This is a genomic window from Advenella faeciporci (genome assembly GCF_014652395.1).
Lineage (GTDB): Bacteria > Pseudomonadota > Gammaproteobacteria > Burkholderiales > Burkholderiaceae_B > Advenella > Advenella faeciporci.
Window position 1 is genome coordinate 269,822 of record NZ_BMYS01000002.1, and the last position, 18,815, is coordinate 288,636.

The following is an 18,815-nucleotide window of genomic DNA, read 5'->3' on the forward strand; positions in this document are numbered from 1 at the left end:
ACCGACACTGAGGAGACCCACATGAATTTTCCCAAACAGATAAAAAACTATTTTGTTATCGCTGGAATGATTTCCCTTACAGGCACGGCAATGGCCGCCTACCCTGAAAAACCGGTCAGCACGATTGTGACCTTCCCGCCCGGCAACTCTGCCGATTTGGTGGGCCGCACCATGGCGCAGCAACTTGAGCAGGCTTTTGGCCAAACATTCATTATTGAAAACAAAGGTGGTGCCGGCGGCACGATTGGGGTTGAACAACTCATCCGAAGCAAACCCGACGGTTACACCATTACCATTACGTCACTGTCTCCCATCAGCATTATTCCAGTCACCAAAAAACTGCCTTATGATCCACTGAAGGATCTGGTGCCAATCTCCCTGCTTGCCCAAGGCCCCATGGTCGTCCTTGTCAACAAGGATGCCCCTTTCAATACCATGCAAGAGCTTATTGATTATGCAAAAGCCAATCCGGGAAAACTGAACTATGGCTCACTGGGTGCCGGTACGATCAGCCAATTGACCACAGAACTTTTCAAGGAAGCCGCAGAGATTGACATCAAGGAAATTCCATATAAAGGCAGCACCCAGGCTATTCAGGATCTGATTGGTGGCCGGATACAAATTCTTTTTGATGGCAACGCTTCGGCTATCCGGCAAATTGAAGCCGGCGCAGCAAAAGGACTGGCCGTTACCATCCCGCAACGCTCACCCTTAATGCCCAATACCCCCTCCATCGCCGAAACCAATGTAGAGGGATTGAAGAACTTTACCTCCCAGGGTTGGATGGGTGCTTTTGCACCGGCAAACACACCACCGGAAGTCATCAAAGCCTTACACGAAAAAATGCAAGTTGCGCTTAAATCCCAACCCGTCATTGAACGTTTCAATGCATCTGGATTACAGGCGATTGGTTCGGAAACACCTGAAAAATTTGAAAAATTTGTAAAAGAGGATCTCAATCGCTGGAAATCAGCCGCAAAAATGCTGGGTATCAGCCCCGATCAATAAGGATCAATCATGAACAAAACCTACGAAACCATAAAAGTCGAAGAACCGTTTCCCGGGACTTTGCTGGTCACCCTGAACCGCCCAGAAGTCTCCAATGCCTTCAACACCCAAGCCGGACATGAGCTATATGATGTATTTCACCCCCTGGAGCTTGAACACCGCAAATATCGCTGCATTGTTATCACTGGTGCCGGTGACAAGGCGTTCTGTGCAGGCGGAGACTTAAAAGAACGTAAAACCCTGACTGAAGAACAATGGGTATTGCAGCACGAGCTTTTTGAGCGTACCTTCCGCTCAATTCTCAACTGTCCACTGCCCATTCTGGCAGCCGTCAATGGTCATGCTTTTGGTGGCGGTTTTGAATTGATGCTGCAGTGTGATTTTGCCTATGCATCGCGCAACGCCCGCTTTGCCCTGACAGAAGTATCACTGGGCATCATGCCCGGCGGAGGCGGTACACAAACCTTGCCAAGGGCCGTTGGCGAACGTCGTGCAAAGGAAATCATTCTAACCGCAAGCCCTTTCAGTGCCGATGAGGCTTACGAATGGGGAGTCGTCAACCGTGTTTTCGAACCGGGCGAGGTCCTTGATAAAACACTTGAAGCCGCACAAAAAATTGCCGCCAATGCCCCGCTTTCAATCAGGCAGGCAAAACACTCCATCCACTACGGCTTACAAATGGATCTGAACTCCGGCATGATGTTTGAACTTGAAGCGTATCAACGCATGGTTCACAGCCAGGATCGCAAGGAAGGCATTCTGGCCTTCAATGAAAAGCGCAAACCCAATTTCAAGGGCTGGTAAGAATGAAAACAAACACCATTAAACCATTACCACTGCAAGGCTATACAATTTTTGAAATTGGGCAGAATGTTGCTGCCCCATTTGCCGCCCAAATCCTGGCTGATTTGGGGGCCACGGTGATTAAGATTGAAAAACCGGCGGGAGACGATGCCCGTCACTGGGGCCCACCAGACTGGGAAGGTGCTTCGGCCATGTTCCAGACCTTAAACCGGAACAAACAATCCCAAGTGTGCAATTTCAGGGATCCACAACAGGTTGAACAACTCAGAAAACAATTCATCGCCCAAGCGGATGTCATTATTCAGAACTTCAGACCGGGGGTTCTGGAAGGCCTGGGCCTTGATGAAAAAACACTGCGTGCCACTAAACCCGAACTGATTTACTGCGATATGGGTGCCTTTGGCAGTGGTGGTCCGTTATCAGACCTGCCTGGTTACGACCCGCTAATGCAAGCCTACGGTGGTTTAATGAGCGTGACCGGTGAACCGGGTCAGCCTCCGGTAAGGACGGGCTATTCAGTCATTGACTGTGGTACTGGCATGTGGGCCGCCATTGGCATTCTGTCTGCCCTGTTACAACGCGAAAAAATGCAGGACGGCGCTCATGTTGAGGTTTCCCTTTTCGAAACCTCCTTAAGCTGGATGCAGGTTGCCAGCGCCCAGCATATGTCCAGCGGACAGGTTCCAGGTCGCCATGGATCAGGGGCGGCAACCATTGTGCCTTACCGCGCCTACCAGACGGCTGACGGACATCTGGTGGTTGCCGCAGGCAATAACGGCCTGTTTGCCAGGCTGTGCAAAGTGCTGGCTCACAGCGAATGGGCTGAAGATGAACGTTTTGCCAATAACCCGCAACGCGTCATCCACCGGAACATCCTTGATGAATTGATTCAAAATGAATTACGCCAGCAAACACGCGAATATTGGACTGCCAAATTGCGTGAAGCCAACGTGCCTTGTACTCCGGTACAGGACACGGCTGAAGCCTTTGGCTGCGAACAGGCGCAAGCCTTGGGTGTTATGCAGGAAGTTCCCGATTCAGCCATGAAATTCATGGGTCTGCCCATTCGCCTTGACGGGCAAAGGCCTGCCATCCGGCTTGCGCCCCCTGCCCTGCAACCCTTGACTGAAGAGAGTTTGTCATGACTGATAACAATCAGGTCTTCGTTCGGGAAGTCGGTTTGCGTGATGGCATTCAGAGCCTGGATACCATTGCCACCCAAGACAAAATTCAATGGCTCAAGGTTGAGTCTGAAGCGGGTGTTCAAGCCTTTGAAATCACCTCGTTTGTTCCCGCACATGTGATTCCACAATTTTTTGATGCACAGACAATGGTCGAGCAGGGACAACTGAACCCCAGGTTGCTGCTTTCAGCACTGGTGCTGAATGAAAAAGGGGCCATGCGCGCCTTGGAGGCCGGAGTTAAAAATATTGTATTTGTCCTTTCAGCCAGTGCCACGCATTCACAAAAAAATGCCCGTACCACGCTTGAAAACGCGCTTGCTGCAGTGGCACGGTTAATTGAAATGGTCAAGCAACAGCCCGAACCACCGCATATAACCGGTGCCATTGCCACTTCTTTTGGCTGCACCTATGAGGGCCATATTGAAAGCAAGACGGTTCTGAACATTGCAGACAGAATGGCGCAGGCCGGTGTTGATCATATCGCCCTGGGAGACACGGTTGGTTTTGCCGGTCCCAGACAGGTCAAAAACCTGTTTACCCAACTGCATCAACTGCTGGGCAAGCTGCCGGTTGGCGCGCATTTTCATGATACGCGCGGCATGGGCATGGCTAACGTGCTGGCAGCACTGGAAGCCGGTGTCAGACACTTTGACGCCTCTTTGGGTGGCTTGGGCGGTTGCCCGTTTGCCCCCGGTGCCACGGGCAATATCGCCACCGAAGATCTTTGCTTTTTGCTGGAAGAGTACGGTCTACAAACCGGCATTGACCTTGAAAAACTGCTTGAGGCCCGCCGCTGGCTGGCCCACCTGCTTCCTGACGAGCCATTACAGGGTGCTTTGTCACGTGCAGGACTGCCCAACATCATTACACATTAATTCTTAAGATCAGGAAAAAGAACCATGGATACATTAAGCACACCAAACACCCCCGTTTCCATTGAGTTGGGTAACGACTATCAAGACATCAGAGAAAGCGTTCGCCGCATCTGCGAAGATTTTCCCGGTTCATACTGGAGAAACCTGGACGAACAGCAAGGCTACCCTTCCGAGTTTGTCAATGCACTGACCGAAGCCGGTTATCTGGGTGCACTGATTCCTGAAGAATATGGTGGCAGTGGTCTGCCCCTGCGTGCAGCATCGGTTATTCTGGAAGAAATTCATGCGGCCGGCTGCAATGCAGGTGCCTGCCACGCACAAATGTATATCATGGGTACGCTTTTGCGTCACGGCAGCGAAGAGCAAAAAAGAAAATACCTGCCCGATATCGCCAGTGGCAAACTGCGCCTGCAGGCCTTTGGCATTACTGAACCCACCACCGGCTCAGACACCACCCAAATCAAGACCCGGGCCGTGCGCGATGGCGACAACTATATTATCAACGGCCAGAAAGTGTGGACCTCACGTGCCCGTTATTCCGACCTTATGCTGTTGCTGGCCCGCACCACGCCTGCCGACCAAGTCAAGAAAAAAACCGATGGCATTTCTGTGTTCCTGGTGGATTTGCGTGAAGCCCGTGGCAATGGCGTTGAAATCCAGCCGATTCGTGCCATGATCAACCATAATACAACCGAGGTGTTTATTGAAAACCTGGTGGTACCCGCCTCCAGTCTGGTGGGTGAAGAAGGAAAAGGATTCCGTTATATTCTTGATGGCATGAACGCAGAGCGTATTCTGTGTGCCTCGGAAGCGATAGGTGATGCAAAATGGTTTACCAGGACAGCCGCCACCTATGGTAATGAGCGTGTTGTATTCGGTCGTCCGATTGGCCAGAACCAGGGCATTCAGTTCCCTATCGCCCGTGCTTATGCCGAGACTGAAGCTGCCGAGATGATGGTACGCAAAGCGACCGCCATTTTTGCGGCGGGCCTCGATTGTGGTGAAGCCGCCAACATTGCCAAACTGCTGGCGTCCGAAGCGGCCTGGCATGCAGCCGAGGCCTGCATGCAAACACACGGTGGATTTGGTTATGCCGCTGAATATGATGTTGAACGCAAGTGGCGTGAATGCCGCGTCATGCAAATTGCCCCCATTTCTTCCAACCTCATTCTTTCCTTCATTGGACAACACGTCCTGGGCATGCCACGTTCATTCTAGGAGACGTAATGAAAACACTGTCACGGCAAATGGCCGACTTCATCACCAGTGATATTGCAGGGCAAATCATCCCCGAGGTTTGCCAAACTGTGCAGCTGGCATTTCTTGACACTGCCGGCTGCATTCTTTCCGGGCGTGATGAGGAAGTAACCCGCCTGTTTGCATCCTGGGTAAACAGGCGCTACCAGAATGAGCAGGAAGCCAGCGTATTTTTTTCACCGCAAAAACATACAGCAATGGTTGCTGCCATGCTAAACGCCGTTTCAGGCCATGCACTGGACTTTGATGATGTTGCCCTGGCCGGACACCCCAGTGTTGTCCTGGTTCCGGTTCTGCTTGCCGAGTCAGACCGTAGCGGTCTGTCCGGGCAGGACCTGATCAGTGCCTACTTGAAAGGTTATGAGATTTGGGCGGATTTGCTTAACCGGATACCCGATCCTTTACATGAAAAAGGATGGCATCCCACCGCAGTACTGGGTACGATAGGTGCCACCGCCGCACTTTGCGCGGCGCGTCAACTTGATATTGAAAAAACCACCCATGCACTGGGTATAGCTGCCAGCCGTGCCTCTGGGCTGGTCGCCAATTTTGGTTCGATGTGCAAACCCCTACATGCAGGCTGGGCGATCGAATATGCTTACGGGGCTGTTGAAATGGCAGCCATGGGCGCAACGGCTTCAGCCGATGCCCTGGAGGGATCAACAGGCTTCCTGACAGCTTTTTCAGACGGGCATGCGCCAGATCGCGAACGACCTTTCAAAAGGATGCAGGCATTAAGCATCAACACGGTTAAACCAAGTATCAAAAAATATCCGGTCTGCTATGCTTCACACCGAGTGATTGACGGTGTACTGCAATTAAGGCAACAGAATGATATTCCCATTGAGCACATACAAACCATTACAGCAACCGTCAGTGAAACCAATGCCAGGGTGCTTAAATACCAGCACCCAACCACTCCTCTTCAAGCCAAATTCAGCATGCCTTTTGCCTGTGCCTCGGCGCTGGTTTATGGTGAAGTAAGCCTGCAGAAAATGACTGAGGATGACATTACAAATCCGGCCATCCGGACACTGATGGAAAAAGTTAAGGTTTCAATCAATCATGAACCCTGCCCACTTGAACCCAGCTTTGCCTTTCACGACTACGTTACCATTACTCTCAAGGATAACACCCACCTTGAAAGCGGCCCGATCCGTTTTGCATTGGGTCATGCCCATTTTCCGCTTGCACCGACACAATTGGAAAACAAAATTCTTTCTTGTACCAAACCGGCAGAACGGGAAAGCACAATGGCATTAATTGCAAAGTTAAACACCCATTTCATTGCAATGGCAATATGATGCAACTAAAACCATGTCATTGACCACCACAACACAGATAAAAGAGACGACAATGAAAACACTGGCTGATTCCATTACACTTGAAGAAAACATCACTGAAACCGAACAGGCCCTGCGGGCCGAGTTGGCTGCCTGCTACCGGATTTTTGCCATGCTGGGCTGGACAGAACTGATCTACAATCATATTACCGTTCGCATTCCAGGCCCGGAAAAGCATTTCCTGATCAACCCGTTTGGCCTGCACTACACGGAAGTGACCGCAAGCAATCTGGTCAAGATAGATCTTGACGGCAATGTTATTGGCGACTCCAAATGGAAAGCCAATCCAGCCGGTTTCATCCTGCACTCTGCTATCCATAGCGGCATTGAGAACGCCCACTGTGTCATGCATACCCACACCACAGCAGGCTGCGCGGTTGCCTGCTCGGCGGCAGGGTTGTCACGAGATAATTTTTATGCGGCCCAATTGCATAATCGCGTTGCCTATCATGATTTTGAAGGCATTACCGTCCATGCTGATGAACAACCACGTGTACAGCGTTCCATTGGCAATCGTCAGGCAGTCATCCTGAAAAACCATGGTTTGCTTTCATGGGGAAGCAGCATTCCCGAGGCCTTTGCCTACTTATGGACCTTGCAACGTGCCTGCGAAATACAGGTGGCTGGCGCGGCACTTGGCCCAACCACCCCCATTCCCGAAGACGTACAAATCAAATCCAGTATCGATGCCTTGCAATTTGATCCTCGCTATGGTGCTGGTCGCGATGTTTTTGAAGCGTTAAGGCGCCAAGTCGATACCATTGACACCAACTATAAAAACTAACGGCCTTAAAGGAATCTATCTATGAAAATCTGTATTTATGGAATCGGCGCAATAGGTGGTTTAATGGCGGCACGGCTAGTACAGGCCGGTTATGACGTCAGTGCTGTAGCACGTGGCGCAACACTTGAATCATTACAAAAAAACGGGCTTCAGTTCTATCCAGCGGGCAGCGATACGGTGCAAAGCTACCCGATTAAGGCAAGCCAGTCTCCAGCGGAGCTGGGTGTACAGGACATTGTCATTATCGCAGTAAAAACCACCGGATTGCAGGACATCGCCACAAATATTGCGCCCCTAATAGGACCTGATACCACCATTCTGTCTGCCATGAACGGGATTCCATGGTGGTTCTTTCATGGGCTTGAACATGAAAACGGCACCCTGAAACTGGATTCGGTTGACCCAGAAGAAGTTATTTCCAAACACATTCCAGCCAGTCAGGTCATCGGTTGTGTCACCCACCTGTCGGCCACCACACCCTCTTCAGGTTCAGTTAAGCATATAGCGGGCAACCACTTAATCATCGGAGAGCCCAACGGCACACAAACTCCAAGACTGAAGCAGCTGTGCAAAATACTGGAAAAAGCCGGATTTGAAGTGGAAAACACGTCATGCATCCAGAAAGATATCTGGTTCAAGCTATGGGGAAACATGACCATGAATCCTGTTTCAGCGATCACGGGTGCAAAAAGCGATCATATCCTGGAAGACCGTTATGTCCGCGATTTCATGTCACGAATCATGCAGGAAGCTGCCACGGTGGGCGCTCGCATTGGCTTGCCAATAGAGGCTGATCCTGAACAAAGGCACCAGGTTACCTATAAGCTTGGATCCTTCAAGACATCCATGCTACAGGATGCGGAAGCGGGCAAACCGCTTGAACTGGATGCACTGGTGACATCAGTAGCCGAAATTGCCCACCAGCTGGAAGTCTCTATTCCCTGGACTGAGTCATTGCTGGGAATCAGCCGATTACAGGCAAAAACACGCGGACTCTATCAGTACTGATCACTCAAGCCAGATTTGATCAACACCAAAATCTCGCTTAAATTACACATACCCATTTGCCTGTGGCATTCATCCAGGCAAATGGGCAATTATTTTATATGTATACCAATCGTTCACAGCGCAACCAAACGGGACATATTCCGCACCAGAATCTTATACATTTCATGGGAAAAATCCTGCTTTTCCCGTGATAGTGTTTGGTTGAGTTCTTCTTTGTCATGGGCCGTACCCAGATACTGCCAATGCCAAAATACATGTTTCAGATTACTTTCAGGCAAAACTGCATAGTCCCTGAACGGCCATTGCTCAAGCTCACCTATTCTTCTGCACTTTGGCGGTTTATTTTTTTCCGGCTTATATTGCTCAATCAGTTTTTCTTCAGTCAGCAAAGCATCCAGTTCACCGGCACACTCAATATAATCCACCCGCATCACGCGATCAGAAAATGATTTTTCGGCCGGCAAGGCCCGGTCTTTGGCAAAAAAAGACAGTACCCGCTGACGAAGCTTGTTGCCTTTGCCAACAAAAAGAAGCCGATCATTATCGCCATAAAGCAAGTACACACCAAGCCGATTGGGGATAGACTCAATCTCTTCCGGATCAATATGCTCCGGAAGATGGGGAATGCTCATCAGTTCTTGAACAGCTTGTTGCAAATGCGCGCCATCAAACTGCCGGTTAAGCAATTGCCAGAATTGCAATAACACATGGGCATCGCCATAGGCCCTGTGCCGATGGGTGATTTGAAGCCGGTGCCGCTGAACCAGGTAATCAAGCCCATGCCTTTCGTAAGCAGGATATAGTCTGCGGGAAAGCTTGACCGTGCACAACTTGGGCGCTTTGAAATCAATGCCGATCCGTTTGAATTCACTTTTAATGAAGCTGTAGTCAAACCGCACATTGTGCGCAACAAAAATATGGCCATCAAGCAAGGTTCGAATTTCTTCAGCCACTTCAGAAAAAAGGGGGGCTTTGGCCACCATTTCATTGCTGATACCCGTCAGGTTTTCAATGAAACCGGAGATATGACAGGTTGGATTGATCAGGGTCTGGTAGGTGGAAACTTCTTTGCCATCATAACGGATAACCGCGATTTCAGTCAGTCGATCTTGCCCGATCACACCCCCCGTTGTTTCAACGTCCACAAAGGCAAAGGGTTTTTCATAAGTAAAAATCATTGGAAATGTTTTTGGTTATTTCAGGCAACAGAATAAGGCACCCTGCCTATAACGGGATGTCCAGGATCATTATACCCGGGTGTAGAGCAATGCCCCGTTACCACCAACTCATCCACCAACGCTTCGTCATCGGTGGTCAGTTGATAGTCAAGGGCTCGCTGATAGGCCTGCCACTGCTCAAAAGTACGGGGTCCCACAATAACGGAACTGACCAATTGATTATTCAGTACCCATGCCAGGGAAAAATCAGCGGCTGAAAGGCCTTTTGATTCGGCATGCTGCCTGATACGCTGCGCAACCAGCAATGATTCGCGGCGCCATTCTGTTTGCATGATACGACGGTCATTGCGACCGGCACGGGAGTCGGCCGGCGGAGCGGTGTCCGGATCATATTTGCCGGTTAAAACACCACGCGCCAAGGGACTGTATGACACGACTCCAATACCGTAATGGGCAGCAGCAGGCAATTGCTCAACTTCGGCGACACGGGAGACCAGATTGTACAAAGGCTGGCTGGCCACTGGTCGATCAATACCTGCCTGATCGGCCAGTCTGACAGTTTCGGCAATACGCCATCCCCTGAAGTTGGACACCCCAAAATACCGGATCTTCCCTTGCCTGATCAGATCAGCAAGAGCACGGATGGCTTCTTCCAATGGCGCATCGGGTATTTCCCGGTGCAAATACAGAATGTCCAGATAATCGGTTCCCAAGCGTTTCAGGCTGGCCTCAACCGCCTGAAAAATCCATTTACGGGAAATGCCGCGCTGGTTAACCCCTTCACCAAACACATTCCCCAGTTTCGTTGCAAGAATCCAGTCATCACGGTTACTGGCAATGGCGCGCCCAACCACCGCCTCAGATTCCCCATTGTTGTAAATATCAGCCGTATCAATGAAGTTAATGCCCCGGTCTTTGGCATCGGCAATAATCCGGTGTGATTCCGCTTCGTTGGTTTGTCCGCCAAACATCATGGTTCCCAATACCAGTGGGGATACTTTTAAACCACTTTTGCCAAGATTCCGGTATTTCATGACTGCTCCACATTGAATTCTTAATTGAGATAAATTTGAATTTATCTACATCAAGCACATACGTCAAGCTGAAATTTTTTTCTTGTATGAAGGTTGTAAATAAGGGTGGACCTGGCAAGGCACACTAAACAAAAAAATCGCAACGCAAGAATCAGTTTTAAATATCTGATCCATCCGTTGCGATTCATTGTTCATTAAAACCTTGTTTTTTTTAATTCAACTTACCAAAGCCTCAATCAGCCCGGTCAGGAACAGGCAGACCCAACCAGTTTTTATAAAACGACTCAATATCCGGCTCAAAGTCATGAATAACCGGATACCATGGTGTGGGCGCTTCCACGTCATGCAACACTCCACATTCCGGACAGTAATACTCCCGATACACCTGCCAGTCTGTATCAGGAGCCATCAACTCAGGGTAAATTTCCTGCATGGCTTCGGGTGTATCCCGCACATAAATGGCCGCATCCATTTTCCAGTTATGGCGGTAATCACCAAACTCATGACCACAGCTGCACTTGTTCACCCATTGTCCGGTAGACTGGGATTGCGCAATATATAGATGAGGCCCCAATGGCAGGATGATCCTGTCTTTCCATGAAACCTTGTCTTGCAGTACGCTCAGGTACAGTTCAAAACGTTCTTTGTCCTTGGGGGTTTGCAGCATACGAAGGGTGGTGTCCCAATCAAGCTTGCCGTCCACCAGATTATTAACCTGCTCTCTTGTAAATACTGACATAACTTATCTCCTTGATCTTTTTTATTTCATGGCCTTACGATTCGCAAGGCCATGATCCTGCTTTATTCGTCAACCAGAACAACGGTACTGACGCCCGGCATTTCTGAAATATCATTGCGATAGGTTGATCCAAATGAAGGAACTCCCAACTCGGATTCAGGCAATGACCACGCTTCGGGCAAATCCCAGAATTGCTTGAATTCATTGGTGAATTTTTCACTTAAGGCAAAACTGGTGGAATACATATGCCTTACCTGAACCGAAGCGCTCTTGGTCAGGATCCGTTCTCGTTCTTCCTTCATCCATTCTCGGACAGGCACCGCACGCTGCAATCGCTCCTTGCGAATTTCAGCACGTCTTACCGTTGTTTTTTGAGAATTAACCACCCAATTGCCTTCATCGTCCTGTTCAATGACCGCACCATAAACTTTTCGGGCGAACTCTGGCAACACAAAGCGATTATTAAGATCGCGGGCAATAGCCGCCGGCTCACGATCCAGCGGATCCCCAAAACCCGGACCGCCACGGATATAGTTCAGGTACAGGTCATGATCCTCAAAAATGGTTTCCGTTGTCATGCATTGCTTATCACGTTTAACCTGGGCAGTCGCACTGATATGACGCTCATAATCCGGTTCACTCGGGTTACTGTCTGCTCCCAGTGGGATAGAAAGTTTCTGTTCAATCCGGGCTTTAAGATCGGTATTATGTGCTTCAAAACGGTAACCGGTGGCTGCCGGATAGCCTCCCATCAGTCCCCAGTCACTGTTCATATAACCGTTACCCGAAAAAAACATGGTCCAGTCCTGGGCATGCCAGACCATACGCAGGGTTTCCAGGCCACATCCACCCCGGTATTTGCCATAACCACCCGAGTTGGCTTTTACGTTACGTCCCATAAACAACAAGGGTTCGGCCATTTCCCAGATTTCAATATCACCCATATCTCCTTCAGGATTCCAGACCGCTGCGGCATGATTCAGGCCATCCTTGACCGCGCAGGCACCGGTACCGGTTGCAGCCGTTTCAAAACTGTTAACCGCATGAATTTCGCCATCCTGGTTGATACCCCCACCCTGTAGCCAGTTACTGGTATTACCATTACCGGCATTTACCTCTTCCAGATAACCGCGGCTGAAGTAAGATTGACTCATTGCACGCCACATGCCTGTCCAGGCGGAAACAAGATAGTGCCAGGCATCCGAGTGGGCCGTCCGGCGATCATCCGGGTTCATCCAGGTGCCTTTGGGAATATTGAACTCTGTCGCGTAATAGGCGCCATCGTTAATCCGTTGGGTGGGTACCAGCGTTTGCGTTAGCATGACCCAGATACCGCTGGTGAAAGCCACCTGATTGGCGTTGAAACTGTGCCAGCACCAACGACTGCCCCCTTCAAAATTCATGCGCCAGGTGGCATCAGGCCGAATGGTCAGCTCGGTGGGCGCATGCATAATGGTATTCATTTTGGCGTAAGAGGCCGTTAGCTGAACATCTTCATGGTTATAAGGCACATCAACAAAAGCCACCTTGCGGTAAACGCCTGGAATCGTCATGTCCTTCAGGCGGGATTGCAAACCGCGACGGCCTTCCTCAATAATTTCATAGGCAAATTTCTCAAATGCCTCCACGCCATCCGACTCAACCACCTCTTCTACCAATTTGCGAATCATGTGACAGCCGGCAATCCGGGTACGTTCATCCAGAATCAGATATTTGGGTGTACGGGTCGAGCGCTGGCTTTCATGCAGCCAGTCACGCAGTGGCTCATCATTCACCCCCGTTTTGCGGCAGGTCGTCATATAGCCATCCCCAAAGCGGGAGGTTTGCCCGGTAGACATGGAACCCGGAGAGATCGCGCCCGTATCAATGACGTGAGTGACTCCACCCACCCAGCCAATCAGTTTGGCTTCCCAGAAAATAGGTACGATCGTTGCAATATCACAAGGGTGCACGTTGCCGATAGAACAGTCATTATTGGTAAACATGTCACCCGGATTAATGCCCGGATTGGTTTCCCAATCGTTCTCGATCATGTACTTAATGGCCGCACCCATGGTGCCCACGTGAATGATAATACCGGTAGAAGTCAGGATACAGTCACCAGCAGCGTTATACAGGGTAAAGCACAATTCACCTTCCTGTTCCACGATGGGTGAAGCGGCAATTTTCTTGGCGGTTTCACGGGCATGCACCAGCCCCCCACGCAACCTTGAAAACATTTTTTCATAACTGATCGGATCGCTTTCCTTGAACTCCAGTGTTTCAAGCGCGTTGTAATAACCGCTCTCTTTGGTTCTGGCCAAAACGGCATCACGGTGTGCTTTCAGCGTCAAGCCATTACCCAATAAGTTACCCAGCCCGACTTGTTTCATTGACATCATATTCATGTTGTGTCTCCTTAACTTTATTTATTTCACTTCTTTCAAATGAAACAGGCGATGTTTATCCAGTGTGGTTTCAAACCCTTTGGGCACCACAAAAGTGGTGGCATCAGATTCAATCACCGCGGGTCCAACAATATGGTTACCTGCCTTCAGGGCCTCCATTGACCAGACATCCGCATCATGCCATTTTTTATGCCGGTAAAACGGACGTTTACCAATCAGAGCCTCTTTCGGCGGTTCTTTACCTGACAACTCCTCTTCGGGCAACTCAGGTTTCTGTGAAATAACACTACCGCGCATGATGACTTTCGTAACACCAAAACCAAGCTCTGGCGAACTGGCGGAAGTGGCATACACCCGACCGTAAGTTTCATCAAAAGCGGCCACCATTTTTTCCCAATCCTCAACAGTTGATGCCGCACTGATCGGAGAGTCAATTTCAAGATCATTCAACTGGCCCAGGAACTGCATGCTATATGCTGGACGAAGCATGACATCCTCAGGCTTGAAGCCATTGATCACAAACTCTTCAATCACTTTTTCAGCCAATTCATTCCAGCCCTTTGTAAGCGTAATACCAGCCTGTTGCTTGACCTCATCTGAAGACCCGGGCGGAACGGCAACGTCAACACTCATGTCATAGCGATACTCGTACTCGGCACAGGCACAGCCAAACGCGGAAAATCCGGCAGCCCACGCAGGTACGACCACATCCTCAAATCCCAGGCCTTCGGTATAGCCATAGGTATGTACAGGACCCGCACCGCCATAAGAGAAGCAGACAAAATCGGCCGGGTTATACCCTTTGGCGCTAATTGTGGAGCGCATGTATTCACGCAACTGCAAATCCAGCAATTCAATCACCCCTGCCGCCGCGTCTTCGACAGACAATCCCAGAGGATCTGCAATTTGCACTTTAAGATAATGCCGTGCCCTTTCCACATCAAGCTTGATCGCCCCACCCAGGAAATTTTCCGTATTCAGATAACCCAGCACAACGTGACAATCGGAAACAGACACGGTATCCAGCCCGCTTTCCGGCCAACACATGCCTACACGATAACCGGCACTGTCCGGCCCAAGCTTGATGGACCCGCTATATGGGTCAATCCGTACAAAACTGCCAGCACCCGCACCCACCGAATCCATGGCGACCAGTGGCAATGACAGAACCAGGCGAGCCATGTCCGGATCTGATTTAATGGCAAAACTGCCTTTGGTAATCATGGCCATATCAAAGCTGGTGCCACCAATATCACTACAGGCAATATTGTCGTAACCCAGCAATTCACCTAAAAACTTGGAGCCGATAACGCCGCCAATAGGACCCGATACGATGGTACGCGCCAGTTCTTTGGCTTTCCAGCCAATCGTGCCACCATGAGTGGCCATCACACGCAAGTCAAATTTACCGCCATGTTGCTTGAATCGGTCACTCACACCCTTAAGCGTTTTGCGGGAAGGTTCGGCCGCATAAGCTTCCAGAACAGTGGTATTGGTACGGTGACTTTCCTTGCGTGAGGGGTAATAATCTACCGTTGCAAAAACAGGAATATCCGAACCCAGCTTTTCAAGCTCTTCCAGACAAATATCCCTGGCCCTGCGTTCATTGTCCCCATTTTTATGCGATTGTAATAAACTGATGACAATTGCCTGGGAACCCTTTGCAAGCAGTTCACGGGTTGCTTTGCGCACATCATCTTCATTAAGTGGAATAACCACCTTGCCTTGCACATCGGTACGTTCGGCAACACCACGGGTACGGGACAGCGGCACCAATGGTTCATCATAGCGGTGTGTATTCAGATGAATACGATCTTCCAGTGCGTAGCCCAGATAACTTTGCAAGGCGCGTCCCATCGAGTGCACGTCCTCAAACCCCTTGTTGCACATCAAGCCAACATCAAGCCCTTTACGCTGCACCACCCGGTTCAGCATGGCCGTACCGGAATAAACGCAGGTTAACAGCTCGGGATAAACATCCTCAACCCTTCGATTCCATGCGGCCAGTGCATCATTGGAAGACTCATAAATTGCCTGGGCCTCATCGGCCGGATTACTTTGCGCCTTGCCAACGACAAACTGACCGTCACTGCTGACAAAGAATGTATCGGTCATCGTACCGCCTGCATCAATACCCATAACCTGTACGGGAGTGGCTTCAGTTCGCATAACACATCTCCTGAATAATTATTCACTTTTATTTTGGAATTCCTTTCATTACTTCCTTAAGAATTCCGCTCCTTTGATAACAGAACCATCTGTCACATTGATAGATATGCAAAACCCATGCCAAACCTTCATCTTAAAACGCAAGCATTTGATTTATATGTTAAAAATATAAAAAACCGCCTAATAAAAAACAATTTATTTCATCAAAATGAAATTCGTACGTTCGATTTCCGGATACTCATACTCATTTCGACTGATATCCGGACAATAGGGTTAATACTGAATATGAGTAATATCATCGTGAATAAATGAATAGCCCCTTTAATAAAACTCCCAGGTTGCGTCTGGAGATGGAAAAAGTTATAGTCGAAAGAGAATTAAAAACGATGCGTAACGTAGATTTTTCAAGTCAAAACAAGCAGCACGACCAAGACAATAAAAACAAAATCGCATCATTGAGCTGTAACTAACTATCAAGCATATAGAATCAAGTTCAGCCGGAGACAATATGACAGGCTCAACCAAAAGTCAGCGTTTATCTAACCCTGACAACGATAATCGTGTGATTTCCGCATGGGAAAGTGTGATGAATGGTCATACTCCTGCACCCAATGCCCTAAGACGCTTAATTAATGACTCCTGGAGACGGTGTCTTGATGCCAGAATTGATCCTGTACACCTGCACCCACCTTCGATGTTAGAAGATGATCAACTGCTAAGACTTCAGCAACGGCATTCAGAACTGGTCGCCGCCAGCCAACCGGTCATGATGATGGCCAGGGATTTTTTAGCTGAAACCGGCAGCGTAATGATTCTGACTGATCCGGAAGGGGTTATTTTATCCATTGAAGGTGATCCTCGTGGTCTTGATGCTGCTGCATCCATCCAGCTAACCACTGGCTACAACTGGAATGAATTACGTACCGGAACCAATGCCATTGGCACGGCCCTTATGACAGGACAAGCCGTACAGGTCCATGCCGCTGAACATTTCTGTTCCGGTGTCCGTGAGTGGACTTGCACAGCCTCTATCATTCGAGATCCCTATGATGGCCAAACGCTGGGGGCCATTGATATTTCAGGCCTGAAAAGTACATTCAGCCCTCATAGTCTGGCCTTGGTGGCTACTACTGCAAGCCGTATCGAAAGCATGCTGGCCAAAAGAGAGCTTAGGTTCCGTTATCAATTACTGGAACAAAGCATTGCCAGATTCACGGGCAGCAATGACGGTATTATCATTTGTGACCGAAGAGGCCGCCCAATTAAGCTGAATGAACAAGTGAACTCAGCCTTGCTGGCACAAAACATCAAACTTGATCTGAATAAATCCGAGTCTCTTTTTGCCCTGGACTTGAATCAAATCAGCAATGGTCATCCAACACATAAACCAGAATGGTTACAAGCAGACTGGATCGAACCCGTTATCAATGAAGGTGAACGGATAGGTACTGTCCTGACCATCCCCAGTCTTGCGCGAAGCAAAAAATCAGGAGTTCCATACAGGCAGCCTTCGCCCCACTATCCTGACAAACGTCCGGAAGTCAGAGGGTTTAACCAGATCATCGGCCAATCGCCTCTGCTAAAAAAAGCCATAGAAAAAGCACACTTATTGGCAAAAACCAATGTACCGGTATTAATTCATGGTGAAACAGGTGTGGGCAAAGAAAACTTCGTGAGGGGGATGCATCAGGTTAGCGATTTGGAAACTGCAGATAACAGGCCATTTATTGCCCTGAATTGTGGTGGTTTAACCCCAGAATTACTGGCCAGCGAGCTATTTGGATACTGTGAAGGTGCTTTTACCGGTGCCCGAAAAGGAGGCATGATTGGTAAAGTCGAAGCGGCCAATGGTGGCACTTTGTTTTTAGATGAAATAGGTGAAATGCCCCTTGATTTACAACCACATTTTTTAAGGGTATTGGAAGAAGGTGAAATTTATAGAATTGGTGAAAACAAACCCAGAAATATCAACTTCAAATTAATCACCGCCACTAATCGGGACTTACAGGAAGAAGTATCGGAAGGACATTTTCGCATGGATCTTTATTACCGGATTTCTGTCACAAGTATTCATATACCGGTTTTACGTGAAATCAAAGAAGACATCCCGCTTTTGGTTGATTATTTCCTGGGAACCTTACAACATAAATATGGACATGGGCAAAAAAAAATAACCCCTGAAGCCTTAAGAATACTAGATCAATATGATTGGCCTGGAAATATCCGGGAGCTCAGGAACACCATTGAAAACATGTACCTGATGAGTCAAACCGATGACTTATTACCAGCAGATATTCCTGAACAGATCATCTCATCCATTAGAAAAACTCCTGCCCCTACTTCTTATGCAAAGCCTTCACCAGACACGGGACTGCTTCAGCACTCAGAACGCATATCAATTGAAAAAGCACTGGCCCTGCATCATGGAAACATGACATCAGCCGCAAAATATCTCGGTATTGCCAAAAGTACTCTATATATGAAAATCAAAAAATATGGTATCGAAACAAAAATTGCACAAATCAGGAATGATGTTATGTGATGGATAACAATCATTCCAAAAAGCGGTCCTTACCCATTTAACTTATACCTTGAAAAGCATCAGCTAAACCGTATCTGATCAAAATCAAGCCTTTCAACCAGCTCTCTGGCCTGCTCGTCAAAGATTTTCTTTTGATTCGAATAACTGACTAGAAACTCTTTGCTGCTTGATCAATCGTTCAGTAATAAAGGCAACGCAATACTGGCTGCTATAAGAGAAATAATAATGGCCGAAGCCGCAGGAAAACGACTAGATCACGCCTTAATCCGTCTTTAGGTATCCGCCAGCCATCAAGAAATAAAAGAGAGATGACAAAAAAGGAAATTTTCTCATATTATCGGGCATAAAAAAACCCCTTCAGAAATATCTGAAGGGATTTTTTGTAATAAAGAGCCTGACGATGACCTACTTTCACGGATGTCCATCCACTATCATCGGCGCGAAGGCGTTTCACTGTCCTGTTCGGGAAGGGAAGGAGTGGGTCCACCTTGCTATGGTCGTCA

At 48.8% G+C, this 18,815-nt stretch carries 14 protein-coding genes and 1 rRNA gene; 9 read left to right on the top strand and 6 right to left on the bottom strand.

The features are described 5' to 3' along the window. Positions 1-21 precede the first annotated feature (21 nt). Genes IE074_RS03080 through IE074_RS03115 form a run of 8 tightly spaced genes read left to right on the top strand, consistent with a single transcriptional unit; the run spans position 22 to position 8,263 of the window. Positions 22-1,008: a Bug family tripartite tricarboxylate transporter substrate binding protein gene (locus IE074_RS03080; RefSeq protein WP_189383975.1), complete on the top strand. Its 987-nt coding sequence runs from the start codon at positions 22-24 to the stop codon at positions 1,006-1,008. Positions 1,009-1,017: 9 nt separating this feature from the next. Next, the gene (locus IE074_RS03085) at positions 1,018-1,812 is read left to right on the top strand and encodes an enoyl-CoA hydratase/isomerase family protein (RefSeq protein ID WP_189383976.1); all 795 of its coding nucleotides are present in this window, start codon (positions 1,018-1,020) and stop codon (positions 1,810-1,812) included. A 2-nt stretch (positions 1,813-1,814) separates the two neighbouring features. Further along, the gene (locus IE074_RS03090) at positions 1,815-2,957 is read left to right on the top strand and encodes a CaiB/BaiF CoA transferase family protein (protein ID WP_189383977.1); all 1,143 of its coding nucleotides are present in this window, start codon (positions 1,815-1,817) and stop codon (positions 2,955-2,957) included. Then, the gene (locus IE074_RS03095; protein WP_189383978.1) at positions 2,954-3,871 is read left to right on the top strand and encodes a hydroxymethylglutaryl-CoA lyase; all 918 of its coding nucleotides are present in this window, start codon (positions 2,954-2,956) and stop codon (positions 3,869-3,871) included. Before IE074_RS03090 ends, IE074_RS03095 begins: the two co-directional genes overlap by 4 nt. Before the next feature lie 24 nt (positions 3,872-3,895). Beyond that, on the top strand, positions 3,896-5,089 hold the full coding sequence (locus IE074_RS03100; RefSeq protein ID WP_189383979.1) for an acyl-CoA dehydrogenase family protein: 1,194 nt from the start codon (positions 3,896-3,898) through the stop codon (positions 5,087-5,089). 8 nt (positions 5,090-5,097) lie between these two features. Next, positions 5,098-6,432, top strand: coding sequence for an MmgE/PrpD family protein (locus tag IE074_RS03105; protein WP_189383980.1), 1,335 nt, complete (start codon positions 5,098-5,100; stop codon positions 6,430-6,432). A gap of 52 nt (positions 6,433-6,484) precedes the next feature. Next, entirely contained in the window at positions 6,485-7,255 is a 771-nt protein-coding gene (locus IE074_RS03110; RefSeq protein ID WP_189383981.1) for a class II aldolase/adducin family protein, read from the top strand. Positions 7,256-7,276: 21 nt separating this feature from the next. Beyond that, on the top strand, positions 7,277-8,263 hold the full coding sequence (locus IE074_RS03115) for a 2-dehydropantoate 2-reductase (protein WP_189383982.1): 987 nt from the start codon (positions 7,277-7,279) through the stop codon (positions 8,261-8,263). Positions 8,264-8,376: 113 nt separating this feature from the next. On the opposite strand, the gene IE074_RS03120 is transcribed toward IE074_RS03115, so the two are convergent. The 5 genes from IE074_RS03120 to IE074_RS03140 all read right to left on the bottom strand — a co-directional run bounded on the left by IE074_RS03120 (position 8,377) and on the right by IE074_RS03140 (position 15,770). Further along, entirely contained in the window at positions 8,377-9,441 is a 1,065-nt protein-coding gene (locus IE074_RS03120; RefSeq protein WP_189383983.1) for an exonuclease domain-containing protein, read from the bottom strand. A gap of 20 nt (positions 9,442-9,461) precedes the next feature. Further along, the gene (locus IE074_RS03125; protein ID WP_189383984.1) at positions 9,462-10,475 is read right to left on the bottom strand and encodes an aldo/keto reductase; all 1,014 of its coding nucleotides are present in this window, start codon (positions 10,473-10,475) and stop codon (positions 9,462-9,464) included. A 232-nt stretch (positions 10,476-10,707) separates the two neighbouring features. Next, the gene (locus IE074_RS03130) at positions 10,708-11,214 is read right to left on the bottom strand and encodes an acetone carboxylase subunit gamma (RefSeq protein WP_189383985.1); all 507 of its coding nucleotides are present in this window, start codon (positions 11,212-11,214) and stop codon (positions 10,708-10,710) included. Positions 11,215-11,276: 62 nt separating this feature from the next. Beyond that, positions 11,277-13,601, bottom strand: coding sequence for a hydantoinase B/oxoprolinase family protein (locus IE074_RS03135; protein WP_189383986.1), 2,325 nt, complete (start codon positions 13,599-13,601; stop codon positions 11,277-11,279). A 21-nt stretch (positions 13,602-13,622) separates the two neighbouring features. Then, the gene (locus IE074_RS03140) at positions 13,623-15,770 is read right to left on the bottom strand and encodes a hydantoinase/oxoprolinase family protein (protein ID WP_189383987.1); all 2,148 of its coding nucleotides are present in this window, start codon (positions 15,768-15,770) and stop codon (positions 13,623-13,625) included. A gap of 586 nt (positions 15,771-16,356) precedes the next feature. On the opposite strand from IE074_RS03140, the gene IE074_RS03145 reads away from it, so the two are divergent. Continuing rightward, positions 16,357-18,312 carry a sigma-54-dependent Fis family transcriptional regulator gene (locus IE074_RS03145; RefSeq protein ID WP_505600416.1) on the top strand — a complete coding sequence of 652 codons (1,956 nt, stop codon included), beginning with the start codon at positions 16,357-16,359 and terminating at the stop codon, positions 18,310-18,312. Between the two features lie 392 nt (positions 18,313-18,704). On the opposite strand, the gene rrf is transcribed toward IE074_RS03145, so the two are convergent. Continuing rightward, a 5S ribosomal RNA gene (rrf, locus tag IE074_RS03150) occupies positions 18,705-18,815 on the bottom strand; the annotation flags it as partial.

What these genes read in the sequence shown, in the direction of transcription:
- IE074_RS03080 (WP_189383975.1), top strand. Translation starts at nt 22, where the DNA reads ATGAATTTTCCCAAACAGATAAAAAACTATTTTGTTATCGCTGGAATG.
- IE074_RS03085 (WP_189383976.1), top strand. Translation starts at nt 1,018, where the DNA reads ATGAACAAAACCTACGAAACCATAAAAGTCGAAGAACCGTTTCCCGGG.
- IE074_RS03090 (WP_189383977.1), top strand. Translation starts at nt 1,815, where the DNA reads ATGAAAACAAACACCATTAAACCATTACCACTGCAAGGCTATACAATT.
- IE074_RS03095 (WP_189383978.1), top strand. Translation starts at nt 2,954, where the DNA reads ATGACTGATAACAATCAGGTCTTCGTTCGGGAAGTCGGTTTGCGTGAT.
- IE074_RS03100 (WP_189383979.1), top strand. Translation starts at nt 3,896, where the DNA reads ATGGATACATTAAGCACACCAAACACCCCCGTTTCCATTGAGTTGGGT.
- IE074_RS03105 (WP_189383980.1), top strand. Translation starts at nt 5,098, where the DNA reads ATGAAAACACTGTCACGGCAAATGGCCGACTTCATCACCAGTGATATT.
- IE074_RS03110 (WP_189383981.1), top strand. Translation starts at nt 6,485, where the DNA reads ATGAAAACACTGGCTGATTCCATTACACTTGAAGAAAACATCACTGAA.
- IE074_RS03115 (WP_189383982.1), top strand. Translation starts at nt 7,277, where the DNA reads ATGAAAATCTGTATTTATGGAATCGGCGCAATAGGTGGTTTAATGGCG.
- IE074_RS03120 (WP_189383983.1), bottom strand. Translation starts at nt 9,441, where the DNA reads ATGATTTTTACTTATGAAAAACCCTTTGCCTTTGTGGACGTTGAAACA.
- IE074_RS03125 (WP_189383984.1), bottom strand. Translation starts at nt 10,475, where the DNA reads ATGAAATACCGGAATCTTGGCAAAAGTGGTTTAAAAGTATCCCCACTG.
- IE074_RS03130 (WP_189383985.1), bottom strand. Translation starts at nt 11,214, where the DNA reads ATGTCAGTATTTACAAGAGAGCAGGTTAATAATCTGGTGGACGGCAAG.
- IE074_RS03135 (WP_189383986.1), bottom strand. Translation starts at nt 13,601, where the DNA reads ATGAATATGATGTCAATGAAACAAGTCGGGCTGGGTAACTTATTGGGT.
- IE074_RS03140 (WP_189383987.1), bottom strand. Translation starts at nt 15,770, where the DNA reads ATGCGAACTGAAGCCACTCCCGTACAGGTTATGGGTATTGATGCAGGC.
- IE074_RS03145 (WP_505600416.1), top strand. Translation starts at nt 16,357, where the DNA reads ATGAATGGTCATACTCCTGCACCCAATGCCCTAAGACGCTTAATTAAT.